Here is a 21,460-nt window from a genome sequence, read left to right on the forward strand (position 1 = left end):
CGTGTAAACACATTTCAGGACAAGACAACATCCACAAAAAAAGCCCGCTAATAATTTAGCGGGCTTTTTTCGTTCTGCATAACTATGCAATTGTATGGCAGGGGTGGAGAGATTCGAACTCCCAACACGCGGATTTGGAAACATTAGTCCCTATATACCCACAACCACTTGGTGATTAAGCTACAGCCTCTGTATGTAACTCATTTTCCATTGATAGAGTCTCACGGTATTCGGCAGCATCAGCTTTAAGAGTCCAGTGGACATCTTTAATCCCTTGTTGCTCAACAGCCTGTTTAACTTCAGTAATAGTTGTACGGAAGAATTCTTTCCGAGGATTAATTTTGTTAACTGATTGAAGATTAAATCGGCGATGTAAATCCTTCTCCAATGCTGGTGCGTCTTCACTGTAAATCATAGCATGAACATCAAATGAAAACGGTACTGAAGCATCGCCCAATTCCTTAACACGATCCATTGGCTCTAAGCGACGAGTCATACCTATCTTAAACACTTCTTCACCAAAGCTACCTATATTACTAATCACATAAACATGACCGCGGCGAGTTTGCTGCGCCATAGATAGAGCTCGTTGACCTTTCTCTTCAGCTTCTTGTAGCTTGCCTTCAAGATCAGCAAGTAGAGCTTCGTATTCAGCGCGTTGATCTTCTGATGCTTGCCCAAGTTCTGCGCGTGCTTTTTCAAGAGCTTTTTGCAGCATTTTTTCTTCTTTTTCAGCTTCTTTACGAGCCTTCTCCATCTCTCGAATAACTCGCTCTTCTTCACGAATTTGAGCTTTAATAGCTGCTTGTTCTTCCCTTTCTATTTTCTTGAGTTCAAATGCGGCAACTGCCCACTTAAGCTCAGTTAAGCGAGCATCAAGATATTCTCGATGGATTCGTGCATTTTTAAAAGGGGTACCATTATGATTAACTAAAGAGAATGCATCGAGAATTTCTTGCTGGATTTTTCCAAAGTTATCATGCTTAACTTTAGCTAGGGCGCTATCTACTTTCCCATTAAAGGCATCAACAGCAAAATGAATTGCATTGAGTTTGCGATTAATTTCAGCATAGTCACAGTCACCAGCATAACCATCTTGAACCATGGTTTTTACGCGCTTACGAGCAGCTTTTAACTCCTCCCCAGCTTCTTTATGACCAAACTCTTCTGCTAAATCATCCAGCACAGAATGATTTGGGATTATGTAGTCATCTTTATAGCCATCTATAGTATTTCGCATCGCACGGATAGCTTTTTTATATAAATCAGCTTTTTCTTTTGCTTCATATGCATCTCCGGCAATCTCCTTTGCTTGCGCCTGAGCAAAATCAATCACCCTCTTAGCCTCCTCGCGAGCATCCTCCTTAATAATACCTGCTTTTTCTTTTGCTTCGCTTAACTTTTGGCGACTCTCTCTACCTGAATTGTCAGCTTCCCTTTGAGCATCATTTTTAATGCTTTTAGCCTCAGAGAGCTCTAATTCCGCGTGAAGTGTAATTGAACTTGCCTTTTTAGTCGCCTTATCTAACAGTTCTTGTGTGTGTAACTCCATATCGATAATTAAACTATATTTATCGAGCAGTATAATCTTTTCGCTCTGAATGCTGATTACATCTTGTTTAGTTTGCTCTAGTTGTTTTTCAAGTTCCTGCCGTCTTTTTTTTGACCTCGAGCTCGAGATAACTAGTAGAAGTAGTGGTAAGAAAAATATAGTAAGAGCTATTACAATGCTGGTATCCATAATCTATATCCTAGTCAATATTTGTTATTTTTATTATTCCTACGCATTAATGCGTAAAATTTAATTATCTTGTAAATGCGATAGTGCGCAACTATAAAATAATGAATTTTGCGTACCAATAAAATAAAAAGCCGTACGCATAATGCGGCAGCTTTTTATTATTTTAACGGCATGTGGTCAAATTGTGGCAACACTTAAATTTAATCTATTTAAAAACAAATAGTTAAGCTAAATCAAAAAACCCATAAAGAGCCTTTCTCAATTCACAATAATACTATGATAGACGATCTATTTAGCGCAGAAAACTTTTACTCGCTGCTTATATTCATCAATCTTATTTGGTGTCAACATATCTCGCTTCTCATCAAGAATATTACCACCTAACTCTGAACTCACTAACTGTGCTGTTTGTAGCATCAGTTTAAAATTGTGCTCAGCTTCGCCATGACAAGGCAAAGGTAAGAAAAAGGAAATGCCCGGAGTAGAAAACTCTTCGCCTTCTGGTACTTGAAAGTGACCAGGAGAAACCATATTCGCCACACTAAATAATACTTTACCCGCTCCTGAGAGATCTGAATGACGATGGTAAATAGCCATATCACCAAATACTAAGCCGTTTTGCTCTAAACTATTAAATAATCGACTACCATTAAAGCGCTCACTTCCCATTCCGTGCACATTAATAATAATTGCGTCTTCTTTAACTTCAGGTTCCGGCTCTGGTTCTTGAATTGGCTCAATAATGGGTTCAGGTACTACAACCGTAACCTCTTCTGGTTGAGAGATAATTTGAGGTTCTTCTTTTGGTGCAACAACCGCATCATCAATCGCAGAGAATGAAATCGTTGGTTCCTCTTTAACAGTAACAGTAGGTTCATCAATAACTTTATTACTGGTTTGAACTACAGGTTCATCAATAAACGACTCGCTTATTGGTTCTGGTTTATTGGATTCAATAATTTGTTCTTCATAATCGAAAAGAGGATCATTTGAAAAAGCAGGCTCCTCACGAGCAAATGCAGGTTCTTTTCTTTCTTTTGGCGCAGCAATGTCATCTTTAGATTTAGCAAAGCTACGTTCTGGTGTAGGTTGCTCTTCATCAATATCAAAATCTATGTCTACTTTTTTCCCAAATTTTGAGTTTGTTTCCTTTCGACTTGTCCATAAGCCATGAAACAATAACGCCGCAATGGCTAATGCCCCAACAAGTATCAACACTAATCGCAATTCTTGCATCGCTAACTCTCTGCTCTTCTGCTTTATTGAACTTCCCTAGTGTTTTTTATCCCATAAAAGGAACATAAAAAGGGAAATCTACTCTCAACTACTATTAAGGTAGTTTATCCATAAACGATAATCTACCACTACTTATTGGTAATGTACCAAATAATACCCCTATTTTTGAATAACAAAATGAAAGTGGTGACATAAATCTTACATTTGAACTATTTAGAATGGCATAAACTGCAATAACAGCATTTATTTATGCCCATTTTTGAGTATAGTGAAGACATGATACATAAGTATAAATGCGAATAATGAATACATATAAGCAAACTCAATCAGGCGTACAATATTTTTTAAAGGGGATATCTTTGGCGATGACGCCAGGTATTCGACGCTTTGTTTTTATCCCTCTTTTAATCAATATTGCGTTATTAGGTGGGTCATTTTTTTATCTATTTAATCAAATTGGCGGATGGATTGAACAGATCCTAGCTCAAATTCCAAGTTGGCTTGATTGGCTCTCCTATTTATTGTGGCCATTAATTGTTATTAGTATTCTTGCTGTTTTCTCGTACTTTTTTAGTACTATCGCTAACTGGATAGCGGCGCCTTTTAATGGTTTACTTTCCGAACATCTTGAAGCAAAGTTAACCGGACAACCTGCGCCAAGTGGTGGTATTTTCGACGCATTAAAGGATTTACCACGGATCTTTAAACGCGAATGGCAAAAGTTAAAGTACTATATCCCGAAGGCGCTTAGCTTGTTTATTCTTTTCTTTATCCCTGCTATTGGTCAAAGTATAGCGCCTATTTTATGGTTTTTATTTACCGCTTGGATGATGGCAATTCAATATTGTGATTATCCGTTTGATAACCATAAAGTCCCTTTTGAAACCATGCGTGATGAACTAAAAACCAAACGTGGTAAATGCTTATCTTTTGGTTCACTCGTTACTCTCTTTACGATGACTCCGATCTTAAACCTATTTGTTATGCCTATCGCAGTTTGTGGCGCAACCGCTATGTGGGTTGATGTTTACCGTGATACACATAAAGCTATTAATCCATAACTTATAACCTTTTGATCCTTTCTCATTTAAGAAACTCTTCGTATTCTAAGTAGGTCGAGTTACTCAAATGAGTCACCAAAAATTTAGTCCATATTGAATCACGCGTTACGTGAAATGAAGGAACAGATCATGACAAAGATTTACGAAGATAATTCTCAAACTATTGGCAACACACCTCTTGTACGTCTTAACCGTGTTAGTAACGGCAACGTATTAGCAAAAGTAGAAGCTCGTAACCCTAGCTTTAGCGTGAAGTGTCGTATTGGCGCAAATATGATTTGGGAAGCAGAAAAAGCGGGCACGCTAAAAGAAGGGATTGAGTTAGTTGAACCGACATCAGGTAATACAGGTGTTGCTCTGGCTTTTGTTGCTGCTGCTCGTGGTTATAAATTAACACTAACAATGCCTGCTTCAATGAGCCTTGAACGCCGTAAACTACTCAAAGCTCTAGGTGCTAACCTTGTATTAACCGAAGCGCCTAAAGGTATGGGTGGCGCAATAGCCAAAGCAGAAGAAATTGTAGCAAGCGACCCAAGTAAGTACCTACTTCTTCAGCAATTCAATAACCCAGCCAACCCTGCGATTCATGAAAAAACAACAGGACCTGAGATCTGGGAAGCAACAGAAGGTAATGTAGACGTATTCGTTGCTGGTGTAGGTACTGGTGGTACGCTAACAGGCACAAGTCGTTATCTAAAGCACACTCAAAATAAAGCCGTTCTGTCTGTTGCTGTAGAGCCTGCAGAGTCTCCAGTTATCGCTCAAGCCCTTGCTGGTGAAGAGATCAAACCTGCGCCTCACAAAATACAAGGGATTGGTGCTGGCTTTATTCCTGGTAACTTAGATCTTACGCTGATTGACCGTGTTGAAGCGGTTACCTCGGATGACGCAATTGCCATGGCTCGTCGTTTAATGGAAGAAGAAGGTATTTTAGCTGGCATATCTTCAGGTGCTGCTGTTGTAGCTGCTAACCGTATTGCAGAACTTCCTGAGTTTAAAAATAAGCAAATTGTTGTTGTTTTACCAAGTTCAGGTGAACGTTATTTAAGTACAGCACTCTTTGCAGGATTGTTTACAGAACAGGAAAATGAGCAATAATTTTGTAATATCTATGTGTTCAAATCAATTTTTACGCCAAAAAAGCCCCTTCTGGGGTTTTTTTGTTGATTTCATTTCCCTCCTTAGTAATAATCAAACCACTTTATTTTTAGGTGTAAAATAATTACAATCCAGTATAAAGTATCAGTATTAAGGCAACTTAATATGACAAAATAAGAAAGAATGTATAAATTACTGCCGTTAACTTATTTGATTGAAGATAGATTGTTTCTGAGTCTATGATATGCGAAAGTACATTCGCAAACCGAATTGGTTAACGACATTAATTCAACATAAAATATAAATCGGGGTATACACAATGTATTCACAAGACGTAGTAATCACTGCAGAAAACGGCCTTCACACTCGTCCAGCGGCTCAGTTCGTTAAAGAAGCTAAAGGTTTTGATGCAAAAATCACTGTTACTTCTAATGGTAAAAGTGCAAGTGCTACTAGCCTTTTCAAACTTCAAACTTTAGGTCTAACTAAAGGTACTAACGTAACTATCTCTGCTGAAGGCGCTCAAGAGAAAGAAGCAGTAGACCACCTAGTTAAACTAATGGATGAGCTGCACTAATCAGCTTTTTCTTTATTATTCTCATTCTCTAATTTGATCAATTTTAAGGTAAAGCTATGATTTCTGGCATTCTAGCATCTCCAGGTATTGCTTTTGGTAAAGCACTATTACTTCAGGAAGATGAAATTGTCCTAAACAAAACTCCAATCTCTGATTCTCAAGTAGAAGCAGAAGTTCAACGTTTCTTTGATGCTCGTAATAAGTCTTCTGAGCAATTAGAAGCTATTAAAGCAAAAGCGCTAGCTACTTTTGGCGAAGAAAAAGAAGCTATTTTTGAGGGGCACATTATGCTTCTTGAAGATGAAGAGCTAGAAGAAGAAATCTTAGCCCTTATCAAAGATGATAAAATGGCTGCAGACTTTGCTATTTACTCTGTAATTGAAGAGCAAGCGTGTGCACTAGAGTCATTAGATGATGATTATCTAAAAGAGCGTGCTACAGATATCCGTGATATCGGTAGCCGCTTTGTTAAAAATGCATTAGGTATCAACATTGTTTCACTAAGTGCTATCAATGAAAAAGTTATCCTAGTTGCTAACGACCTAACACCTTCTGAAACAGCACAAATCAACCTAGACTACGTTCTTGGTTTTGCTTGTGACATCGGCGGTCGTACTTCTCATACTTCTATCATGGCTCGTTCTCTTGAACTACCTGCTATCGTTGGTACTAACGATATCACTAAGCAAGTGAAGAACGGTGATATGCTAATTCTTGATGCGGTTAACAACAAGATTGTTATCAACCCATCAGAAGCAGAACTAGCAGAAGCTAAGCAAATTCGTGATGCACAAATTGCAGAAAAAGAAGAGCTAGCAAAACTAAAAGACCTACCAGCTATCACTCTTGATGGCCACCAAGTTGAAGTTTGCGGTAACATCGGTACAGTTAAAGACTGTGACGGTATCATCCGTAACGGCGGCGAAGGTGTTGGTCTGTATCGTACAGAATTCCTATTCATGGATCGTGATGCACTTCCTACTGAAGAAGAGCAATATGTTGCTTATAAAGAAGTAGCTGAAGCGATGCATGGTGAGCCAGTGATCATCCGTACTATGGATATCGGTGGTGATAAAGATCTACCATACATGGATCTTCCAGAAGAAATGAACCCATTCTTAGGATGGCGTGCAATCCGTATCAGTTTAGACCGTCGTGAAATCCTACGTGACCAATTACGTGGCATTTTACGTGCATCTGCACACGGTAAACTGCGTATCATGTTCCCAATGATCATTTCTGTTGAAGAAATCCGTGAGCTGAAAAATGCAATCGAAGAATACAAAGTAGAACTTCGTGCTGAAGGCCATGCGTTTGATGAAAGCATCGAAATCGGTGTTATGGTTGAAACGCCAGCAGCCGCTGCAATTGCACACCATTTAGCGAAAGAAGTGAGCTTCTTCTCTATCGGTACTAACGATTTAACGCAATATACTCTTGCGGTTGACCGTGGTAACGAAATGATTTCTCACCTATATAACCCACTATCTCCAGCGGTTCTGCTTGTAATCAAGCAAGTAATCGACGCTTCTCATAAAGAAGGTAAATGGACTGGTATGTGTGGTGAGCTAGCTGGTGATGAGCGTGCTAGTCTACTTCTTCTAGGTATGGGCTTAGACGAATTCAGCATGAGCGGTATCTCTATCCCTCTTGTTAAGAAAATTGTTCGTAACTCAAACTTTGCAGCAGTAAAAGCAATGGCAGATGAAGCTCTTCAAATGCCTACAGCAGCAGAAATTGAAGCTCACGTTGAAAAATTTATCGCAGAAAATACTAAGTAATAGTATAGTTGCAAAGAATTAAATATAGCCACTAAGTTTAGTGGCTATTTAATATAACTTTAGGGAGCTACACAATGGGTCTGTTTGACAAAATTAAAAGCGCATTTTCTTCTGAAAGCACTGCAGCTGGTGCAATCGACATCATCGCACCTCTTTCTGGTGAAATTGTAAACATCGAAGATGTGCCAGACGTAGTGTTCGCTGAAAAAATCGTTGGTGACGGTATTGCTATCAAACCTGCTGGCAACAAAATGGTTGCTCCAGTAAACGGTACAATCGGCAAAATCTTTGAAACTAACCACGCTTTCTCTATCGAATCTAACGACGGCATCGAGCTTTTCGTTCACTTTGGTATCGATACCGTTGAACTTAAAGGTCAAGGCTTTACTCGTATCGCTGAAGAAGGCCAAGAAGTTAAAGCTGGCGACACAGTAATCGAATTCGATCTTGCGTACCTAGAAGAGCACGCTAAATCAACTCTTACTCCAGTTGTAATCTCTAACATGGACGAAATCAAAGAGCTTACTAAGCTTTCTGGTGCTGTTACTGTTGGTGAATCTCCAGTTCTTAAAGTAACTAAGTAATCTTTAAAGATAAACTAGTTAATTAAAGACAATAAAAAGGCCGCTGTTATCTCAAAGAAAACAGCGGCCTTTTTGTATCTATTTAACGGTCAGTTCAGCAAGCATTTCTTGTGATGGAGCAAAGAAATAACCACCAGTTACTGCATCTGTAAAACGCAATAATTGATCAGTTTTTCCATCGACTTCGCCATACATGCTATCCAACATCACTTGGAAATTATGTACAGAGTGACAATAAGCAATAAACAATAAACCATGGTCACCAGAAACCGAGCCATACGGCAAGCTGTGGCGTAGGATCTTAACCCCTTTACCATCTTCTTTAATATCAACACGGCCTACGTGTGAAGCAGCTGGAACGTCTTCTAGCTCTATTGAATCAGGTTTAGTACGACCAATCACTTTTTCTTGAGCTGAAACGGACAAACGGTTCCACGCAGGTAGTTTGTGAACAAAGCGTTGGCACATCATGTAACTGCCGCCAGCAAATTCACCATCAGCAATCAATGCAACTTCAGCGCGCGCTTCATTTTTAGGATTTTCTGTTCCATCAACGAAATCTGTCATATCGCGCGAATCTAAAAAGCGGTAACCTGATACTTCTTCTTTAATCTCAACGTGTTCAGAAATCACATTCATTAGCTTACGTAAGATATAAAAATGTAAGTCATGGCGATTTGAATGAATATGAATTAGCACATCACCATGCGTCGCTGGTGCAATGATGTCACCTTTACCTAATTGCTTAAAGTTTGCCAATTCTGGCGGCATAGGTGCAGACAATGTAGTCCAGAAATCAGCACCAAAAGAAACGGCACTGCTTAAGTTAGCGTCTGGCTGATTCTCATTTAATTCGACAATTAATGCAGGAAGTGTCTGTAGCTGCTCTAAAACAAGCTGAGGGTTACTTTTGATATTTAAGGTAACGTATAATGCAAATCGATCTGGTTCTGGCAGTAATGCCGTTTGAGGAGTGTAAGACATGAACTCAGTTCCTTTCTATTTTGAATTAACTGAGCTCATTATATGCAATAAAACATAAGATTGTTTGATAAAAGATAAGAGTTTATGAAGAAATAACTTCCACTGAAAGCTTTACGGTTTCATTCGCTGATGAATCAGACACCATGTAAGATTCTAAATTATTCAACTTGGTGATAATGGTTGGCGCACATAATGTTCTTACTTTACCTTCCCCTTCCTCCTCTGTTACTCGAAAAGCAATTTCAACATTCTCAGCATCAATGTTTTTTAACTCCGCCCAAGCTTGTACCTGAGATTTCTTATCGAATGAATTAAACACTAATGTTTCTTCACCCAGCACTAACGACGCTGATGAATTAGTAATGTGTTGCAAGTTAGGACGATTAATCTCTAATCCTAAATCTAACTGCCAATCCGCCATTGCTAGCGGGCTTAATAACGCACTAAATAGTAATGCACCTGTTGATAAATCCATTGTCTGCCCCCTCTCATTAAGTCAGACTAAAGCATATTTTCACTCGTTTACTGCGACATAAAAATATAAGAAACCAACTAAGAAGTAAGATAATCATTGCACTTCCTGGCTGAAACTCTCCTCGATTAACAATAACCGATTGAATTAACATCATGAGATCGATCAAAACCATCATAATGGTTAGCCACCGTCCTTGCTTCCAAAGAGTCAGCATAAAAGGGCGTGTGGGCTTTTTAAAACTACTTAACCACATATAAAATACAATGGGTAAGCTCAAACACAAACTAGTATATAAATGCGCATGACTTGGGTAAAACAGGGCCAATAAATCAGTACCTTGCTCACGGCTAGCACCGGCCATAACAAAAACGACAACGGAGCGAATTAAAATAGCCCAACCAAACCATAGCCAAATAGGTGGTTTTAACCATCCATGTTGGTCGTATGCATCAAACGAGTACAGCATTTATCTACCTTTGAACATTAAACAGACGAAAGAATTAACTAACAATCTTCTCAGTAGACTTGTCCAGATTACTGAAATGATTAAAAATAACGATTGAATAAAATAAAAACTTTGAGCTAGATACACCTTTAAATTCAAAATCTATATTGCCGTCACACTTTGTATCGTTTACATTTCAACGATGTATAAAGATAAAATCAAATATGAAGAATTAAGAATACCGTATGAAAAATAACAATAAAGCACAGATATCAATAGAATCTCAACAAGAAGCAATGGCAATTGCTAAAGCTACACAAAAACCAGCACAAACAAAAGAACAAACTAAATTGATTGCGCAAGGTATCGAAAAAGGCATTGCGCTTTACAAGAAACAGCAAAAAGAAAAATCACGAGAAGCAGATAAGCTGAAGAAAAAGACGCAGCGTCAAAAGCAGAGTAAACATAACCACTCTGATGTAGAAGATAAACAAGCTCAACAAGATCACATTAATAAAGAATCAAGCAAAAATTTACCATGGATTTTACTTGCGGTAAGCTGGGCTGCCTTTATTTACTACACATTTTTAGGTATGTAATACCAAACTGGATCAGTCGTTGTTCAGATAATTGCGTAGGAAAAATCGATTTTAACTTGAACACTACAAACAAGCAGATACAAAAAAAGAGATGAGTTATAAATACCCATCTCTTTTTGTTATCTACTTAGATTAAGCTAAATTATTTATTCTTTATCTGCTTTTAATGACAGTATCCAAATTGATAGCACTGCAACCGCAGCAAAACCACCAAGAATAATGCTCGGCATTGCGATGTAACCCAACGTATGCCAAATAACAGACTCTAATGTACTCATGCTATCTCCTTACCAACCTTCAATGCCAGACATATCAGGCAGCTTATGTGCAATACCTTTATGGCAATCTACACAGGTTTTTTCACCTGATGCTAATGCCGTTGAATGTTGTTTCGCACTACGCGGACCTTGCTCAGAGAAATCCATAAAGTCGAATTCATGACAATTACGACATTCTTGAGAATTATTCTCTTTCATTCGATGCCATTCACGTTCAGCTAAATGCGCACGACGCTCTTTAAATTTCTCTTCTGTATCAATAGTTTTAGCAATAAAGTGCGCATATAACTCTTTAGATGCTTGAACTTTACGTACAATTTTATCTGTCCAATTATGAGGAACGTGACAATCTGAACAGATAGCACGTACGCCCGAACGGTTAGAGTAGTGAATCGTTTCTTGGATTTCTTTAACGATTGGAGCATGACAACCAGAACAGAATTCTTCTGTGTTGGTTGCTTCCATACCCGTGTTAAATGCGCCCCAGAAAAGCAAACCACCGATAAAGCCCATAAATAGGACAACACCTACCGCTGCTTTACTTGGTGATGAAAAACGCTTCCAAAATGCTTTTAAAAATTTCATGTATAGCCTCTCTTAACGGTATTGGCTATCAACTAGCGCAATGAGTCCACACGTTCAAATTCATTCTCAACTAATGGTTTAGCATCAGCTTGAGGGACGTGACATTGTAGACAGAAGTAACGACGAGGTGATACATCTGAAAGTACAGCATCTTCACGGTTCACGTAGTGAGTTACACTGATCTTTGTCGCACCCATTTCTTTTGCGTTTTTCCAGCTATGACATGATAAACACTTATTTGCGTTTAATGACACTTCATAGTTACGAATAGTATGAGGTACTAATGGTGGTTGGTATACGTAATCACTGTCTAATGCGTGATCACGTGGAAAACGTTTAAAATCATCCGCTGGACGCGTTGTTTCTAATTCCGATGCACCACGTAATGATTCAACACCACCAATGCCTCCTGGATTATTCAATTCTGCAGATTGTTCGGTTTCTGCTTGTACTGCACCAGCAAACAAAAGTCCTGCTGACATAAGCGCTATAATGAATTTTTTCATTCTAATTTCTCCGCCTTAAGGCAAACTCTTTGAAATAGGTTACTCACATCTTGGCCAGTAACCTATCTATTATTAATTAAGCAATTTTAGTGATCTTAACTGGACACTTCTTATAATCTGTCTGTTTAGACAGAGGATCGGTTGCATCCAAAATCAATTTGTTAATTAAGATGCGAGCATCAAAGAATGGAACAAATACTAATCCTTCAGGCGGACGGTTACGACCACGAGTTTCAACACGAACACGTACTTCGCCACGTTTGTTAGAGATAAGAACCTCATCACCACGACGTAAATTACGTTTCTTCGCATCCGCAGGGTGGATGTAACAAAGCGCATCAGGAACGGCTTTATACAGCTCAGGAACACGACGCGTCATAGTACCTGTATGCCAATGCTCAAGAACACGACCCGTACATAACCACATATCAAACTCATCACCAGGAACTTCTGGTGGCGCTTCATATGGGGCAGAGATAATCAACGCTTTACCATCAGGCTTGCCGTAGAAGTCCCAATCCGACCCTTTCTTAGCGTATGGATCTGAACCTTCTTTAAAGCGCCATAATGTTTCTTTGCCATCAACAACAGGCCAACGCAAACCACGTACATTATGGTATGTATCGTATGGTGCTAAATCATGGCCGTGGCCACGACCAAATGCGGCATACTCTTCAAACAGGCCTTTTTGAACATAGAAACCTTGAGCTTTCGCGTCATCATTCAACTCTTGAGCTTCAGATAATGGGAAAGCATCTACGTTGCCATTTTTGTAAAGTACGTCATACATAGTTTTACCACGGAATTCAGGCGCTTTTGCAAGCAGCTCTTCGCCCCACACTTCTTCTACTGTGAAGCGTTTTGAGAATTCCATAATTTGCCATAAATCAGATTTAGCTTCGCCTTTCGCTTGTACTTGTTGATACCAAGCTTGAGTACGACGCTCTGCATTGCCGTAAGCACCTTCTTTTTCTACCCACATTGCTGTTGGAAGAATAAGATCCGATGCTTGAGCTGTTGCAGTTGGGTATGGGTCAGAACATACAATGAAGTTTTCTGGGTTACGGTAACCAGGTAAACGTTCCGTGTTAATGTTTGGGCCCGCTTGCATGTTGTTATTACACATTACCCAATAAGCGTTAATCTTGCCGTCTTTAAGCATGCGGTCTTGAACAACGGCGTGTGCGCCAGGCTTGCCGTTCAATGTACCTTCAGGTAGTTTCCAGATTTTTTCTGAAATTGCACGGTGCTTAGGATTAGCAACAACCATGTCTGCAGGTAGACGATGTGAGAATGTACCTACTTCACGAGCGGTACCACATGCTGAAGGTTGACCAGTCAATGAGAATGGGCTATTACCCGGCGTTGAAATTTTACCCGTTAACAAGTGAATGTTATAAACAAGGCTGTTCATCCAAACACCACGAGTGTGTTGGTTCATACCCATTGTCCATAAAGACATTACTTTTGTTTTTGGATCCGCATACTGCTTAGCGAGAGTGATCAGATCGTCTTCTGATACACCTGACATTTCAGAGGCTTTTTTCGCTGTGTATGGTGCAACTGATGCTTTATATTCCTCAAAACTGATTGAGCTCATCGCTCCAGAGTTAGGATTTTCCGCTTTCATTTGTAGTGGATCAGTATCACGAAGACCATAACCAATGTCTGTTGTTGCTTGCTTGAAGTTCGTATGTTTATTTACGAAGTCCCAGTTTACTGCATCGTTTTGAATGATGTAGTTAGCGATGAAGTTAGCGATCGCAAGGTCAGATTGAGGTTCAAAAATATACCCTTTATCTGCTAACTCAAATGAACGGTGGTAGTAAGTAGATAATACGTTCACTTTAACGTGTGGATTACTTAAACGACGGTCTGAAATACGAGTCCATAGTACTGGGTGCATTTCTGCCATGTTTGAGCCCCACAGAACAAAAGAGTCTGCGTGTTCAAAGTCATCATAACAACCCATTGGTTCATCAATACCGAACGTACGCATAAACGCACCTACTGCTGAAGCCATACAGTGACGAGCATTTGGATCGATGTTATTTGAACGGAAGCCCGCTTTCATCAATTTAACGGCTGCGTAGCCTTCCATTACAGTCCACTGACCTGAACCAAACATACCAACACCGGTTGGACCGTGTTTTTTCAGAGCAGCTTTCCACTTCTCAGCCATCGTATCAAACGCGACATCCCAAGAAACAGGGGCAAAATCACCGTTCTTATCGTATTGACCATCTGTCATACGCAACATTGGCGTTTGTAGACGATCTTTGCCGTACATAATTTTAGATAGGAAGTAGCCTTTTATACAGTTAAGACCTTTGTTTACTGGCGCTTCTGGATCGCCTTGAGTCGCAACAACGCGACCATTTTGAGTACCCACAAGTACAGAGCAACCAGTACCACAAAAACGACAAGGCGCTTTATCCCATTTAATTTTTGTTTGGTCAGAACTAACGATTAAATTAGTTGCCGATGCCGGTAAAGTAATTCCTGCTACGGCTGCAGCTGATGCTGCGGCGTTTGCTTTAACAAACGCACGTCTTGTCATTTTCATGATTCATCCTCACATTGCGAATCAAAGTGCTCGATTTGGTGGAAAACTAAAGCGACATTTAGTATTCCTTCGAAGTCATTTATTTTATCGATTGAATCGGTGATATATCCCTGATTTTCAGTTTCAAGCACAACAATTAACTTGCCCTCTTCGCTTTCACCGTGGATTTCCGTATTCGGTAACGCTAATATTTTTTCTTTTGTCACTTCTAATAGTTCAGGGCGTACATGAACCACTAAACTTGAAATATGAACTTCATTTTCAGGTAAATTTTCTAACATATTGTTTTATTTTCCAGAGTCATACTTATCGCCGATGTCGGACAAACCGCAACACAGCCACCACATCCATTACAAGCATCAAAATTAATTTGAGGTTGAGCTACGCTACCCAATACCAGTTGAAAGCGAATCGCTTGTATCTCACACATATCACTACAGCTACGGCACTCTACCGACTGCTTTGCTAAACACTCTTTATTTATAGATATTTGATGAGTGAAAGCAGGGGTAATGTGTAAATCAAATAAATGTTCCGGACATTGAGTCGCACAAGCCTCACAAAAGGTACATTCTCCCTTGGTAAAATCCACAATAGGAAAACCACCATCACCTTTAACAATTATTTGCTCTTCACAAGCCGTAATACATTTTTCACAACGAGTACATTGAGATACGAAATCAACCTCATTCTTAACCCAAGGTAAGCGCTGTTGTGTTAATGGACTCTCTGTTTTTTTTGTGGAGAAGCGACGAAAAATACCTCGCTTAGAGTGATCAATCATATTATTCTGACTCATCTATTCATAACTCCAGAATTCCAGAATTCCATTAACATTTCTATATGGTGAATTTTAAATTTTGTCATATTTATTGATATACCCCATAATGGTTAAACAAGGGGCATTCTTGTTCTAGATCAACTTTTAAAACAAATAAAAACAACAAAATAGAATCTATTTGCCTTAAGTCAATCATAGGCCACATTAAACAAATATGAAACATAATAAAACCTCAATATTAACAAAAACTATTGCGCAAGTGATGTTATTGATTGTATTAATCTCAGTAGTTACAACTAGCTTGGCGTTAATCACCTTATCTTCTAGCTTGAAAGATGCCGAAGCCGTTAATATTGCAGGCTCATTGCGTATGCAAAGTTATCGTTTGGCCTATGATATTGAAACCAATTCTCCAGAGCTTGTAGAACACCTCAGTAAGCTCTCTCAATCCATAAAATCGCCCTCTTTTAAAGCGTTAGAGCAATGGTTTGTACCAGACGATATTGAGCTTTCTTATCAAGACATTCTCCTGCAGTGGCAATCTTTACAACCCTCACTACTTAGTGACAACAAACAGATCTACTTAAATAAAGTCTCCATTTTTGTTGATCAAATTGACCATTTTGTTTTTCGACTGCAAGAATTCTCAGAACGTAAGTTACAACTACTTTCTCTTATTGGCGGTTTAGGTTTATCTTTAGTTGTCTCTTTGAGTATTTTCATTATCTTTTTTACTCAACGCAAAATTGTAAGCCCACTGCATCACCTTGTTGCAGCAAGTAAAGCCATGACGAAAGGAAACTATTCAGTTCAAGTAGATCTAAAAAGTGATAATGAATTAGGACAATTAAGCGATTCGTTTAACCATATGGCAAAACAAATTGATCTCAGTTACAGAGAACTTGAAAACCGAGTTGAAGATAAAACAAAGAAGTTAAGCCAAGCGAACCGCTCGCTCACCACTCTCTATCAATGCTCTCAACAGCTTTCTGCGTCTCAATTAGATGAACAAGCGTTTAAAAATATTCTAGATACTTTTGTAAATATTGAAGGCATCATAAGTGCAAGGTTAATTGTAGAAGAAGAATCTGGTGGGGATTGGGAGATAACCAGTGGTGAGTCAAATAACTCACCTTGGAGTTTGCAAGAACTCAGTATTGATGGAGAACAACTCGGCTATTTAATGTGGCAATTTACTTTGCCTTGCCCAGATCAAAAATTAATCATAAACATTGCGAATATTCTTGCGCGTGGCGTATTTTATAATCAAGCTCAAAAACAAACTCACCAATTAATTCTCTTAGAAGAACGATCAGCGATTGCTAGAGAGTTACATGATTCACTTGCTCAATCACTCTCATACTTAAAAATACAAACTACGTTATTAAAGCGACAATTGGCCAAGTGTAATTGCCAAAGTACCAATACAACACTGACTGAATTAGATGAAGGTCTTAAAAGTGCCTATACTCAATTAAGAGAACTACTTAATACCTTTAGACTAACCATTAATAAAGCGCACTTTGGTGAGGCATTACAAGAAATTACCACCACATTAGCGTCACAAACAAAGATACGAATTCATTTGAATAATGAGCTTCCTTCTTTGCCCATAAATGCACAACAGCACGTTCATTTATTGCAATTAATTAGAGAAGCGACATTAAATGCCATCAAACACTCAAAAGCTGATAATATTATCATTACTTGTTTTCAAGAAGGTGAGCAAGGCTATATTAACATTGAAGACGATGGCGTAGGATTTAATCCTGCAGAAGAAAAAATTAATCATTATGGATTAAGGATAATGCAAGAACGAGCACATTGCGTTCGCGGCCACCTATCCATAAACTCTGAACTAGAACACGGTTGTACAGTGAACGTAACGTTTCCACTTAACCAATAAATAATAGAGGTACAAACTATGTGGAATGTTGTTATCGTTGATGATCATCCGTTAATGCGTCGTGGTATTGGGCAATTACTTTCATTTGATGAAGAATTTACACTCACAGGTGAAGCCAGTAACGGTACAGATGCAGTTGCACTAATCTCTAAAGATGAGCCTGACTTAGTGTTATTAGATCTCAACATGAAAGGGATGTCTGGTTTAGATACCCTCCATGCTCTACGTAACGAAGGCGTAACTTGCCCTATTGTTATCTTAACGGTATCTGATAATAAACAAGACATTAAAACTTTAGTGAAAGCCGGCGCTGACGGTTACCTATTAAAAGACAGTGAACCTGATGAATTAATTGCTTTATTAAAAGAAGCAATGAAAGGTGGAAAGGCTTATTCAGAGCAAGTAAGAGCGTGCTTAGAACAAGAAACTAACGGTGATGATAAACTGGAAAGTTTAACCGCTCGTGAGCTTGAGATCTTACAAAATGTCGCCAAAGGTATGCGTAATAAGCAAGTGGCCGATAAACTGTTTATTTCTGAGGCTACCGTAAAGGTACACATGAAAAGTTTATTGAAAAAGTTGAATGTAAAATCACGAGTAGCGGCAACTCTACTCTACTTGGATTCTTAATATGAAATTATTTCTTTCTGCTCTTTTAAGCCTGACTTTACTTAGTGGTTGTGCCATCACAACACAACCAATAGATACAGAGTCTGAAGCCATTACTCTGTATTATAATGACAGCATTATTCAAGATCAAAAATGTACTGAAGTGGGAACGGTGACAGGAAGCGAAGGCCATTGGTACACGTTCTTTTTTATATCAAACAAAGATCTTATGATCGCAGCAGTTAATGATATTAAAAATGAAGCTCAAGCATTAAACGCAAATACTATTGTACTTCAAGATCCAATGGCATTTAACACATCAGTGACTATGCTTGGTTCTGCTTATATTTGTCCATAATGCTTATACCATCGTAGTAAATAATAATACCAAAACAAAATCTTACTCAAACAAAAACGCCAACAATAATGTTGGCGTTTTATTCACTCTTTAGTAAGCCTAAAAATAGCAGACTAATGGTATAAGGTTGATGCGATTTCATCTTCGCGCGAACACACCCAGTCAGGATCATACGGCCCCCAATCTGAAAGGCGATAATATCCGTCGTTGTGACGTCGACCATCTTGAATAAACATTAACTCTATACCAATACCAGGCAGGGCTTTCAATACATCTTGAATCGTACGACGAGGCCAACCGGTTAGCTCAACAAGCTTAGGCACATTCGGCCTTTCTAAATTATGTACCAATAACGCTAAATATAAGCGTCTGGCAAACACTGGATTCAACTCCATTGATACCTCCTGATTTAATAAGATCAATTATTAATCATTCAATATTTATGATGTTGAGATTGATCAACTAATTACGAAAATAATTGTACAATTCCATTAAAAAACACATAAAAATGCATTTTTTGTAATTAGTTTTCATAACTATTTCATTATACATACCAATAATCACCCTATGTTAACAGTCCCTCCCCCTTCAACTGTCCCGCCACAGCCGACTGCATCACTACTTCTTGCTGCCGCTTTTCCATCTATAAATACAGAACTAGACCCTGCTGATATTGATCTTGGATGAGGTGGATGCTTGGGTTTTGAGTGTGGTGCTAATGGATCCCCTTCACGAGCCGCTGGTACACCATCAACTTTTACTGTTCCCGACCCCGCAAGTACTGGAGTTGGATGAAACCCATCATGATCACTGCCTATGTCACCTACTTTTACTGCATTTCCCATCATTCATTCCATTTTTGATATTGATTAAAAATTGTATATTTTCTCAACAAAGATAAGAATTATGGCAAAGAAAAAGACGAGTCACTTCAAATTATAATCAATAGAATACTAAATAACGCGCAGCTCTGGCGTATTTGCTCAAATCTCGTTATAAATAGACCATAATTAATAACATAATGAAGAAAGTCATGACTACAATTTACGGAATTAAAAACTGCGATACCATTAAGAAGTGCAAAAAATGGTTAGACGCCAACGAAATCACCTTTACTTATCACGATTACCGTTCTGATGGCATTGATAAAGAAATGGTTACTACGTTTGTTCAACAATTAGGATGGGAAAACGTGGTAAACAAACGAGGCACGACTTACCGCCAGTTGAGTGACGAGCAAAAAGCATCCCTCAATGAAGAAGCCGCAATTGAATTATTGCTAGAAATGCCAGCAATGATCAAACGCCCTGTTCTTATTCATAATAATGAATACCATTTAGGTTTTAAACCCGCTCAATACGAAACCCTGTTTAACGTTTAATTTACTGTATTATTACAGTGACCGTTTAGAATGAAGTAAAGGAATACATAATGTCAGATACCCCAACACTAGCGCTTGCAAAAGATCTATTGAGCCGTCAATCCATTACCCCTGAAGATGCTGGCTGCCAAGAACTAATGATTAAACGCTTAGAAGCACTTGGTTTTAGCATTGAAATCATGGTTTTTGAAGACACCACTAACTTTTGGGCTCGCCGTGGTACAGAAGCACCACTGTTTACTTTCGCAGGCCATACCGATGTCGTACCAACCGGTTCGCTAGATCATTGGAATACCAACCCATTTGAACCAACCATTATTGATGGCATGTTGTACGCTCGTGGAGCAGCAGACATGAAGGGCTCACTGGCTTGTATGGTTGTTGCCGTTGAGCGTTTTGTTGCTGAACATCCAGATCATAAAGGTTCGATTTCTTTTCTGATCACATCCGATGAAGAAGGCCCATTCATTAATGGAACCACTCGGGTAGTAGATACACTACAAGAGCGTAATGAAATCATTGATATGTGTATTGTTGGTGAACCATCCAGCACTGATTATGTGGGTGATGTGGTTAAAAATGGTCGTCGTGGCTCTCTTACTGGTAACTTAACCGTTAAAGGTATTCAGGGCCACGTTGCTTATCCTCATATTGCTCGAAACCCAATTCATCAAGCAATGCCTGCATTAACTGACTTGGTAATGACTGAGTGGGATAAAGGCAATGATTACTTCCCTCCAACCAGTTTTCAAATTCCAAATATGAATGGCGGTACGGGAGCATCTAATGTGATCCCTGGAGATGTTGAAGTCATGTTTAACTTCCGCTTCAGCACAGAATCAACCGTTGAAAGCTTACAACAACGGGTTATTGATACATTGAATAAACACGATTTAGAGTATGACTTAGATTGGATTATCAATGGCCTTCCTTTCTTAACCGATACAGGTGCTCTTCTCACCGCTGTGGTCGATGCTGTTGATACGGTTAACCAACAAAAACCGCAATTGCTCACCACAGGTGGAACATCGGATGGCCGTTTTATTGCTCAAATGGGTTCGCAAGTTATTGAACTTGGTCCTGTTAATGCCACTATCCATAAAGTAAATGAGTGTGTAAAGGTTGATGATTTAGAAAAACTAACTGATATGTATCAAGAAGTCTTAAATAATCTACTCACGTAATCATCGATTGGCGTTATGATGGGAGGAAGCTCCTCTCATCATTGCATTGGTACTTTATGACTTATCAAGAACTGACAGGCTTATCAAGCCAACACCTTTCTTTTGTTACCCCTTATCGTCAACTTCATCATGATTGTGTCTCTCCATTTAAATCATTAGAAAAAGCAGCACAGGACGCAGGGTTTGCTCTGACTATTGCCAGTAGCTTTCGTGATTTTGAACGCCAACTTATGATTTGGAATAATAAATTTAATGGTATTCGCCCTATTTCTGGTAATGATGGACTGCCACTAGATACAAGTCACATGAGTGATATAGAGAAAGTTCACGCGATTATGCGTTGGTCTGCCCTTCCCGGCTCTAGCCGCCACCACTGGGGAACCGACCTTGATGTCTATGCTGAAAATACGCTTCCAGAAGGTGTCAATCTTCAACTTGAGCCTTGGGAATACAATACCGGTCACCAAACTCAATTTAGTGAATGGTTACAAGAGAACGCCTCACAACATGGGTTCTTTTTCCCTTATAACGCAGATAGAAAAGGCGTAGCTGTCGAACCTTGGCATATTAGCCATAAAGAAAAAGGGGCTGAATTAATGGCAATGTTAACGCCCGATATTCTGTTGCAAGCATGGAAAGGCGTCGACTTAGCCGGAAAAGACACTATCATTAAACATATTGATACACTGTTTGTACGTTACGTTACTAATATTAGTAAGGATTAA

At 39.0% G+C, this 21,460-nt stretch carries 25 protein-coding genes; 12 read left to right on the forward strand and 13 right to left on the reverse strand.

Features of this window, described 5'->3' with window-relative positions; genetic code table 11:
- Positions 1-175 precede the first annotated feature (175 nt).
- Entirely contained in the window at positions 176-1,741 is a 1,566-nt protein-coding gene (locus PVK63_RS16755; protein WP_274440788.1) for a DUF4041 domain-containing protein, read from the reverse strand.
- A 288-nt stretch (positions 1,742-2,029) separates the two neighbouring features.
- Complete coding sequence (gene zipA, locus PVK63_RS16760; RefSeq protein WP_130086006.1) at positions 2,030-2,977, reverse strand: cell division protein ZipA; 948 nt, start codon at positions 2,975-2,977, stop codon at positions 2,030-2,032.
- 302 nt (positions 2,978-3,279) lie between these two features.
- On the opposite strand from zipA, the gene cysZ reads away from it, so the two are divergent.
- The 5 genes from cysZ to crr all read left to right on the forward strand — a co-directional run bounded on the left by cysZ (position 3,280) and on the right by crr (position 8,078).
- Positions 3,280-4,038, forward strand: a complete 759-nt coding sequence (gene cysZ, locus PVK63_RS16765) for a sulfate transporter CysZ (RefSeq protein WP_130086005.1) — start codon at positions 3,280-3,282, stop codon at positions 4,036-4,038.
- A 129-nt stretch (positions 4,039-4,167) separates the two neighbouring features.
- On the forward strand, positions 4,168-5,136 hold the full coding sequence (gene cysK / locus PVK63_RS16770; protein WP_130047663.1) for a cysteine synthase A: 969 nt from the start codon (positions 4,168-4,170) through the stop codon (positions 5,134-5,136).
- A gap of 319 nt (positions 5,137-5,455) precedes the next feature.
- Positions 5,456-5,713, forward strand: coding sequence for a phosphocarrier protein Hpr (ptsH, locus tag PVK63_RS16775; RefSeq protein WP_005420435.1), 258 nt, complete (start codon positions 5,456-5,458; stop codon positions 5,711-5,713).
- A 56-nt stretch (positions 5,714-5,769) separates the two neighbouring features.
- A complete protein-coding gene (gene ptsI, locus PVK63_RS16780) occupies positions 5,770-7,494 on the forward strand; it encodes a phosphoenolpyruvate-protein phosphotransferase PtsI (RefSeq protein WP_130044094.1) in 1,725 nt (574 codons plus the stop codon).
- Positions 7,495-7,568: 74 nt separating this feature from the next.
- A complete protein-coding gene (gene crr, locus PVK63_RS16785) occupies positions 7,569-8,078 on the forward strand; it encodes a PTS glucose transporter subunit IIA (RefSeq protein ID WP_130044093.1) in 510 nt (169 codons plus the stop codon).
- A gap of 78 nt (positions 8,079-8,156) precedes the next feature.
- On the opposite strand, the gene PVK63_RS16790 is transcribed toward crr, so the two are convergent.
- The 3 genes from PVK63_RS16790 to PVK63_RS16800 all read right to left on the reverse strand — a co-directional run bounded on the left by PVK63_RS16790 (position 8,157) and on the right by PVK63_RS16800 (position 10,003).
- On the reverse strand, positions 8,157-9,062 hold the full coding sequence (locus PVK63_RS16790) for a Dyp-type peroxidase (protein WP_130047665.1): 906 nt from the start codon (positions 9,060-9,062) through the stop codon (positions 8,157-8,159).
- Positions 9,063-9,144: 82 nt separating this feature from the next.
- The gene (locus tag PVK63_RS16795; protein ID WP_130047666.1) at positions 9,145-9,537 is read right to left on the reverse strand and encodes a hypothetical protein; all 393 of its coding nucleotides are present in this window, start codon (positions 9,535-9,537) and stop codon (positions 9,145-9,147) included.
- A gap of 16 nt (positions 9,538-9,553) precedes the next feature.
- Complete coding sequence (locus PVK63_RS16800; RefSeq protein ID WP_130047667.1) at positions 9,554-10,003, reverse strand: DUF2919 domain-containing protein; 450 nt, start codon at positions 10,001-10,003, stop codon at positions 9,554-9,556.
- Positions 10,004-10,227: 224 nt separating this feature from the next.
- Here PVK63_RS16800 and PVK63_RS16805 point away from each other — a divergent pair, with 224 nt between their 5' ends.
- Entirely contained in the window at positions 10,228-10,581 is a 354-nt protein-coding gene (locus PVK63_RS16805; protein WP_069593671.1) for a DUF2956 domain-containing protein, read from the forward strand.
- 146 nt (positions 10,582-10,727) lie between these two features.
- On the opposite strand, the gene PVK63_RS16810 is transcribed toward PVK63_RS16805, so the two are convergent.
- The 6 genes from PVK63_RS16810 to napF form a co-directional block, all read right to left on the reverse strand.
- Complete coding sequence (locus tag PVK63_RS16810) at positions 10,728-10,859, reverse strand: TIGR02808 family protein (RefSeq protein ID WP_069593672.1); 132 nt, start codon at positions 10,857-10,859, stop codon at positions 10,728-10,730.
- Between the two features lie 9 nt (positions 10,860-10,868).
- Complete coding sequence (locus tag PVK63_RS16815) at positions 10,869-11,444, reverse strand: NapC/NirT family cytochrome c (RefSeq protein ID WP_069593673.1); 576 nt, start codon at positions 11,442-11,444, stop codon at positions 10,869-10,871.
- A 32-nt stretch (positions 11,445-11,476) separates the two neighbouring features.
- Positions 11,477-11,950 (reverse strand): nitrate reductase cytochrome c-type subunit, encoded by a 474-nt coding sequence (locus PVK63_RS16820; RefSeq protein ID WP_130047668.1) that lies wholly within the window; start codon positions 11,948-11,950, stop codon positions 11,477-11,479.
- A 76-nt stretch (positions 11,951-12,026) separates the two neighbouring features.
- The gene (napA, locus tag PVK63_RS16825) at positions 12,027-14,516 is read right to left on the reverse strand and encodes a periplasmic nitrate reductase subunit alpha (RefSeq protein ID WP_130047669.1); all 2,490 of its coding nucleotides are present in this window, start codon (positions 14,514-14,516) and stop codon (positions 12,027-12,029) included.
- Positions 14,513-14,797, reverse strand: a complete 285-nt coding sequence (locus PVK63_RS16830) for a chaperone NapD (RefSeq protein WP_130044087.1) — start codon at positions 14,795-14,797, stop codon at positions 14,513-14,515. Before PVK63_RS16830 ends, napA begins: the two co-directional genes overlap by 4 nt.
- Positions 14,791-15,315 (reverse strand): ferredoxin-type protein NapF, encoded by a 525-nt coding sequence (gene napF, locus PVK63_RS16835; protein WP_130086004.1) that lies wholly within the window; start codon positions 15,313-15,315, stop codon positions 14,791-14,793. Before napF ends, PVK63_RS16830 begins: the two co-directional genes overlap by 7 nt.
- A gap of 196 nt (positions 15,316-15,511) precedes the next feature.
- Here napF and narQ point away from each other — a divergent pair, with 196 nt between their 5' ends.
- From narQ to PVK63_RS16850, 3 genes are read left to right on the forward strand one after another with little or no spacing between them, the layout of a single operon-like run.
- Positions 15,512-17,203: a nitrate/nitrite two-component system sensor histidine kinase NarQ gene (gene narQ / locus PVK63_RS16840; RefSeq protein ID WP_130086003.1), complete on the forward strand. Its 1,692-nt coding sequence runs from the start codon at positions 15,512-15,514 to the stop codon at positions 17,201-17,203.
- 18 nt (positions 17,204-17,221) lie between these two features.
- Complete coding sequence (locus PVK63_RS16845) at positions 17,222-17,833, forward strand: response regulator (RefSeq protein ID WP_130086002.1); 612 nt, start codon at positions 17,222-17,224, stop codon at positions 17,831-17,833.
- A gap of 1 nt (position 17,834) precedes the next feature.
- Entirely contained in the window at positions 17,835-18,170 is a 336-nt protein-coding gene (locus PVK63_RS16850) for a DUF4156 domain-containing protein (RefSeq protein ID WP_130086001.1), read from the forward strand.
- Positions 18,171-18,283: 113 nt separating this feature from the next.
- Here PVK63_RS16850 and PVK63_RS16855 read toward each other — a convergent pair whose 3' ends face one another.
- On the reverse strand, positions 18,284-18,565 hold the full coding sequence (locus PVK63_RS16855; protein WP_130044082.1) for a winged helix-turn-helix domain-containing protein: 282 nt from the start codon (positions 18,563-18,565) through the stop codon (positions 18,284-18,286).
- A 165-nt stretch (positions 18,566-18,730) separates the two neighbouring features.
- On the reverse strand, positions 18,731-19,015 hold the full coding sequence (locus PVK63_RS16860; RefSeq protein ID WP_130086162.1) for a type VI secretion system PAAR protein: 285 nt from the start codon (positions 19,013-19,015) through the stop codon (positions 18,731-18,733).
- A 188-nt stretch (positions 19,016-19,203) separates the two neighbouring features.
- On the opposite strand from PVK63_RS16860, the gene PVK63_RS16865 reads away from it, so the two are divergent.
- The 3 genes from PVK63_RS16865 to PVK63_RS16875 are packed head-to-tail and all read left to right on the forward strand — an operon-like array spanning position 19,204 to position 21,460.
- Positions 19,204-19,551 carry an ArsC family reductase gene (locus PVK63_RS16865; RefSeq protein ID WP_165366830.1) on the forward strand — a complete coding sequence of 116 codons (348 nt, stop codon included), beginning with the start codon at positions 19,204-19,206 and terminating at the stop codon, positions 19,549-19,551.
- 50 nt (positions 19,552-19,601) lie between these two features.
- Entirely contained in the window at positions 19,602-20,735 is a 1,134-nt protein-coding gene (gene dapE / locus PVK63_RS16870) for a succinyl-diaminopimelate desuccinylase (protein ID WP_130086000.1), read from the forward strand.
- Positions 20,736-20,791: 56 nt separating this feature from the next.
- Positions 20,792-21,460 carry a M15 family metallopeptidase gene (locus PVK63_RS16875; RefSeq protein ID WP_130085999.1) on the forward strand — a complete coding sequence of 223 codons (669 nt, stop codon included), beginning with the start codon at positions 20,792-20,794 and terminating at the stop codon, positions 21,458-21,460.

Origin of the sequence: Aliivibrio sp. S2TY2 (assembly GCF_028765525.1) — a bacterium.
GTDB classification, from domain to species: Bacteria; Pseudomonadota; Gammaproteobacteria; order Enterobacterales; family Vibrionaceae; genus Aliivibrio; species Aliivibrio finisterrensis_A.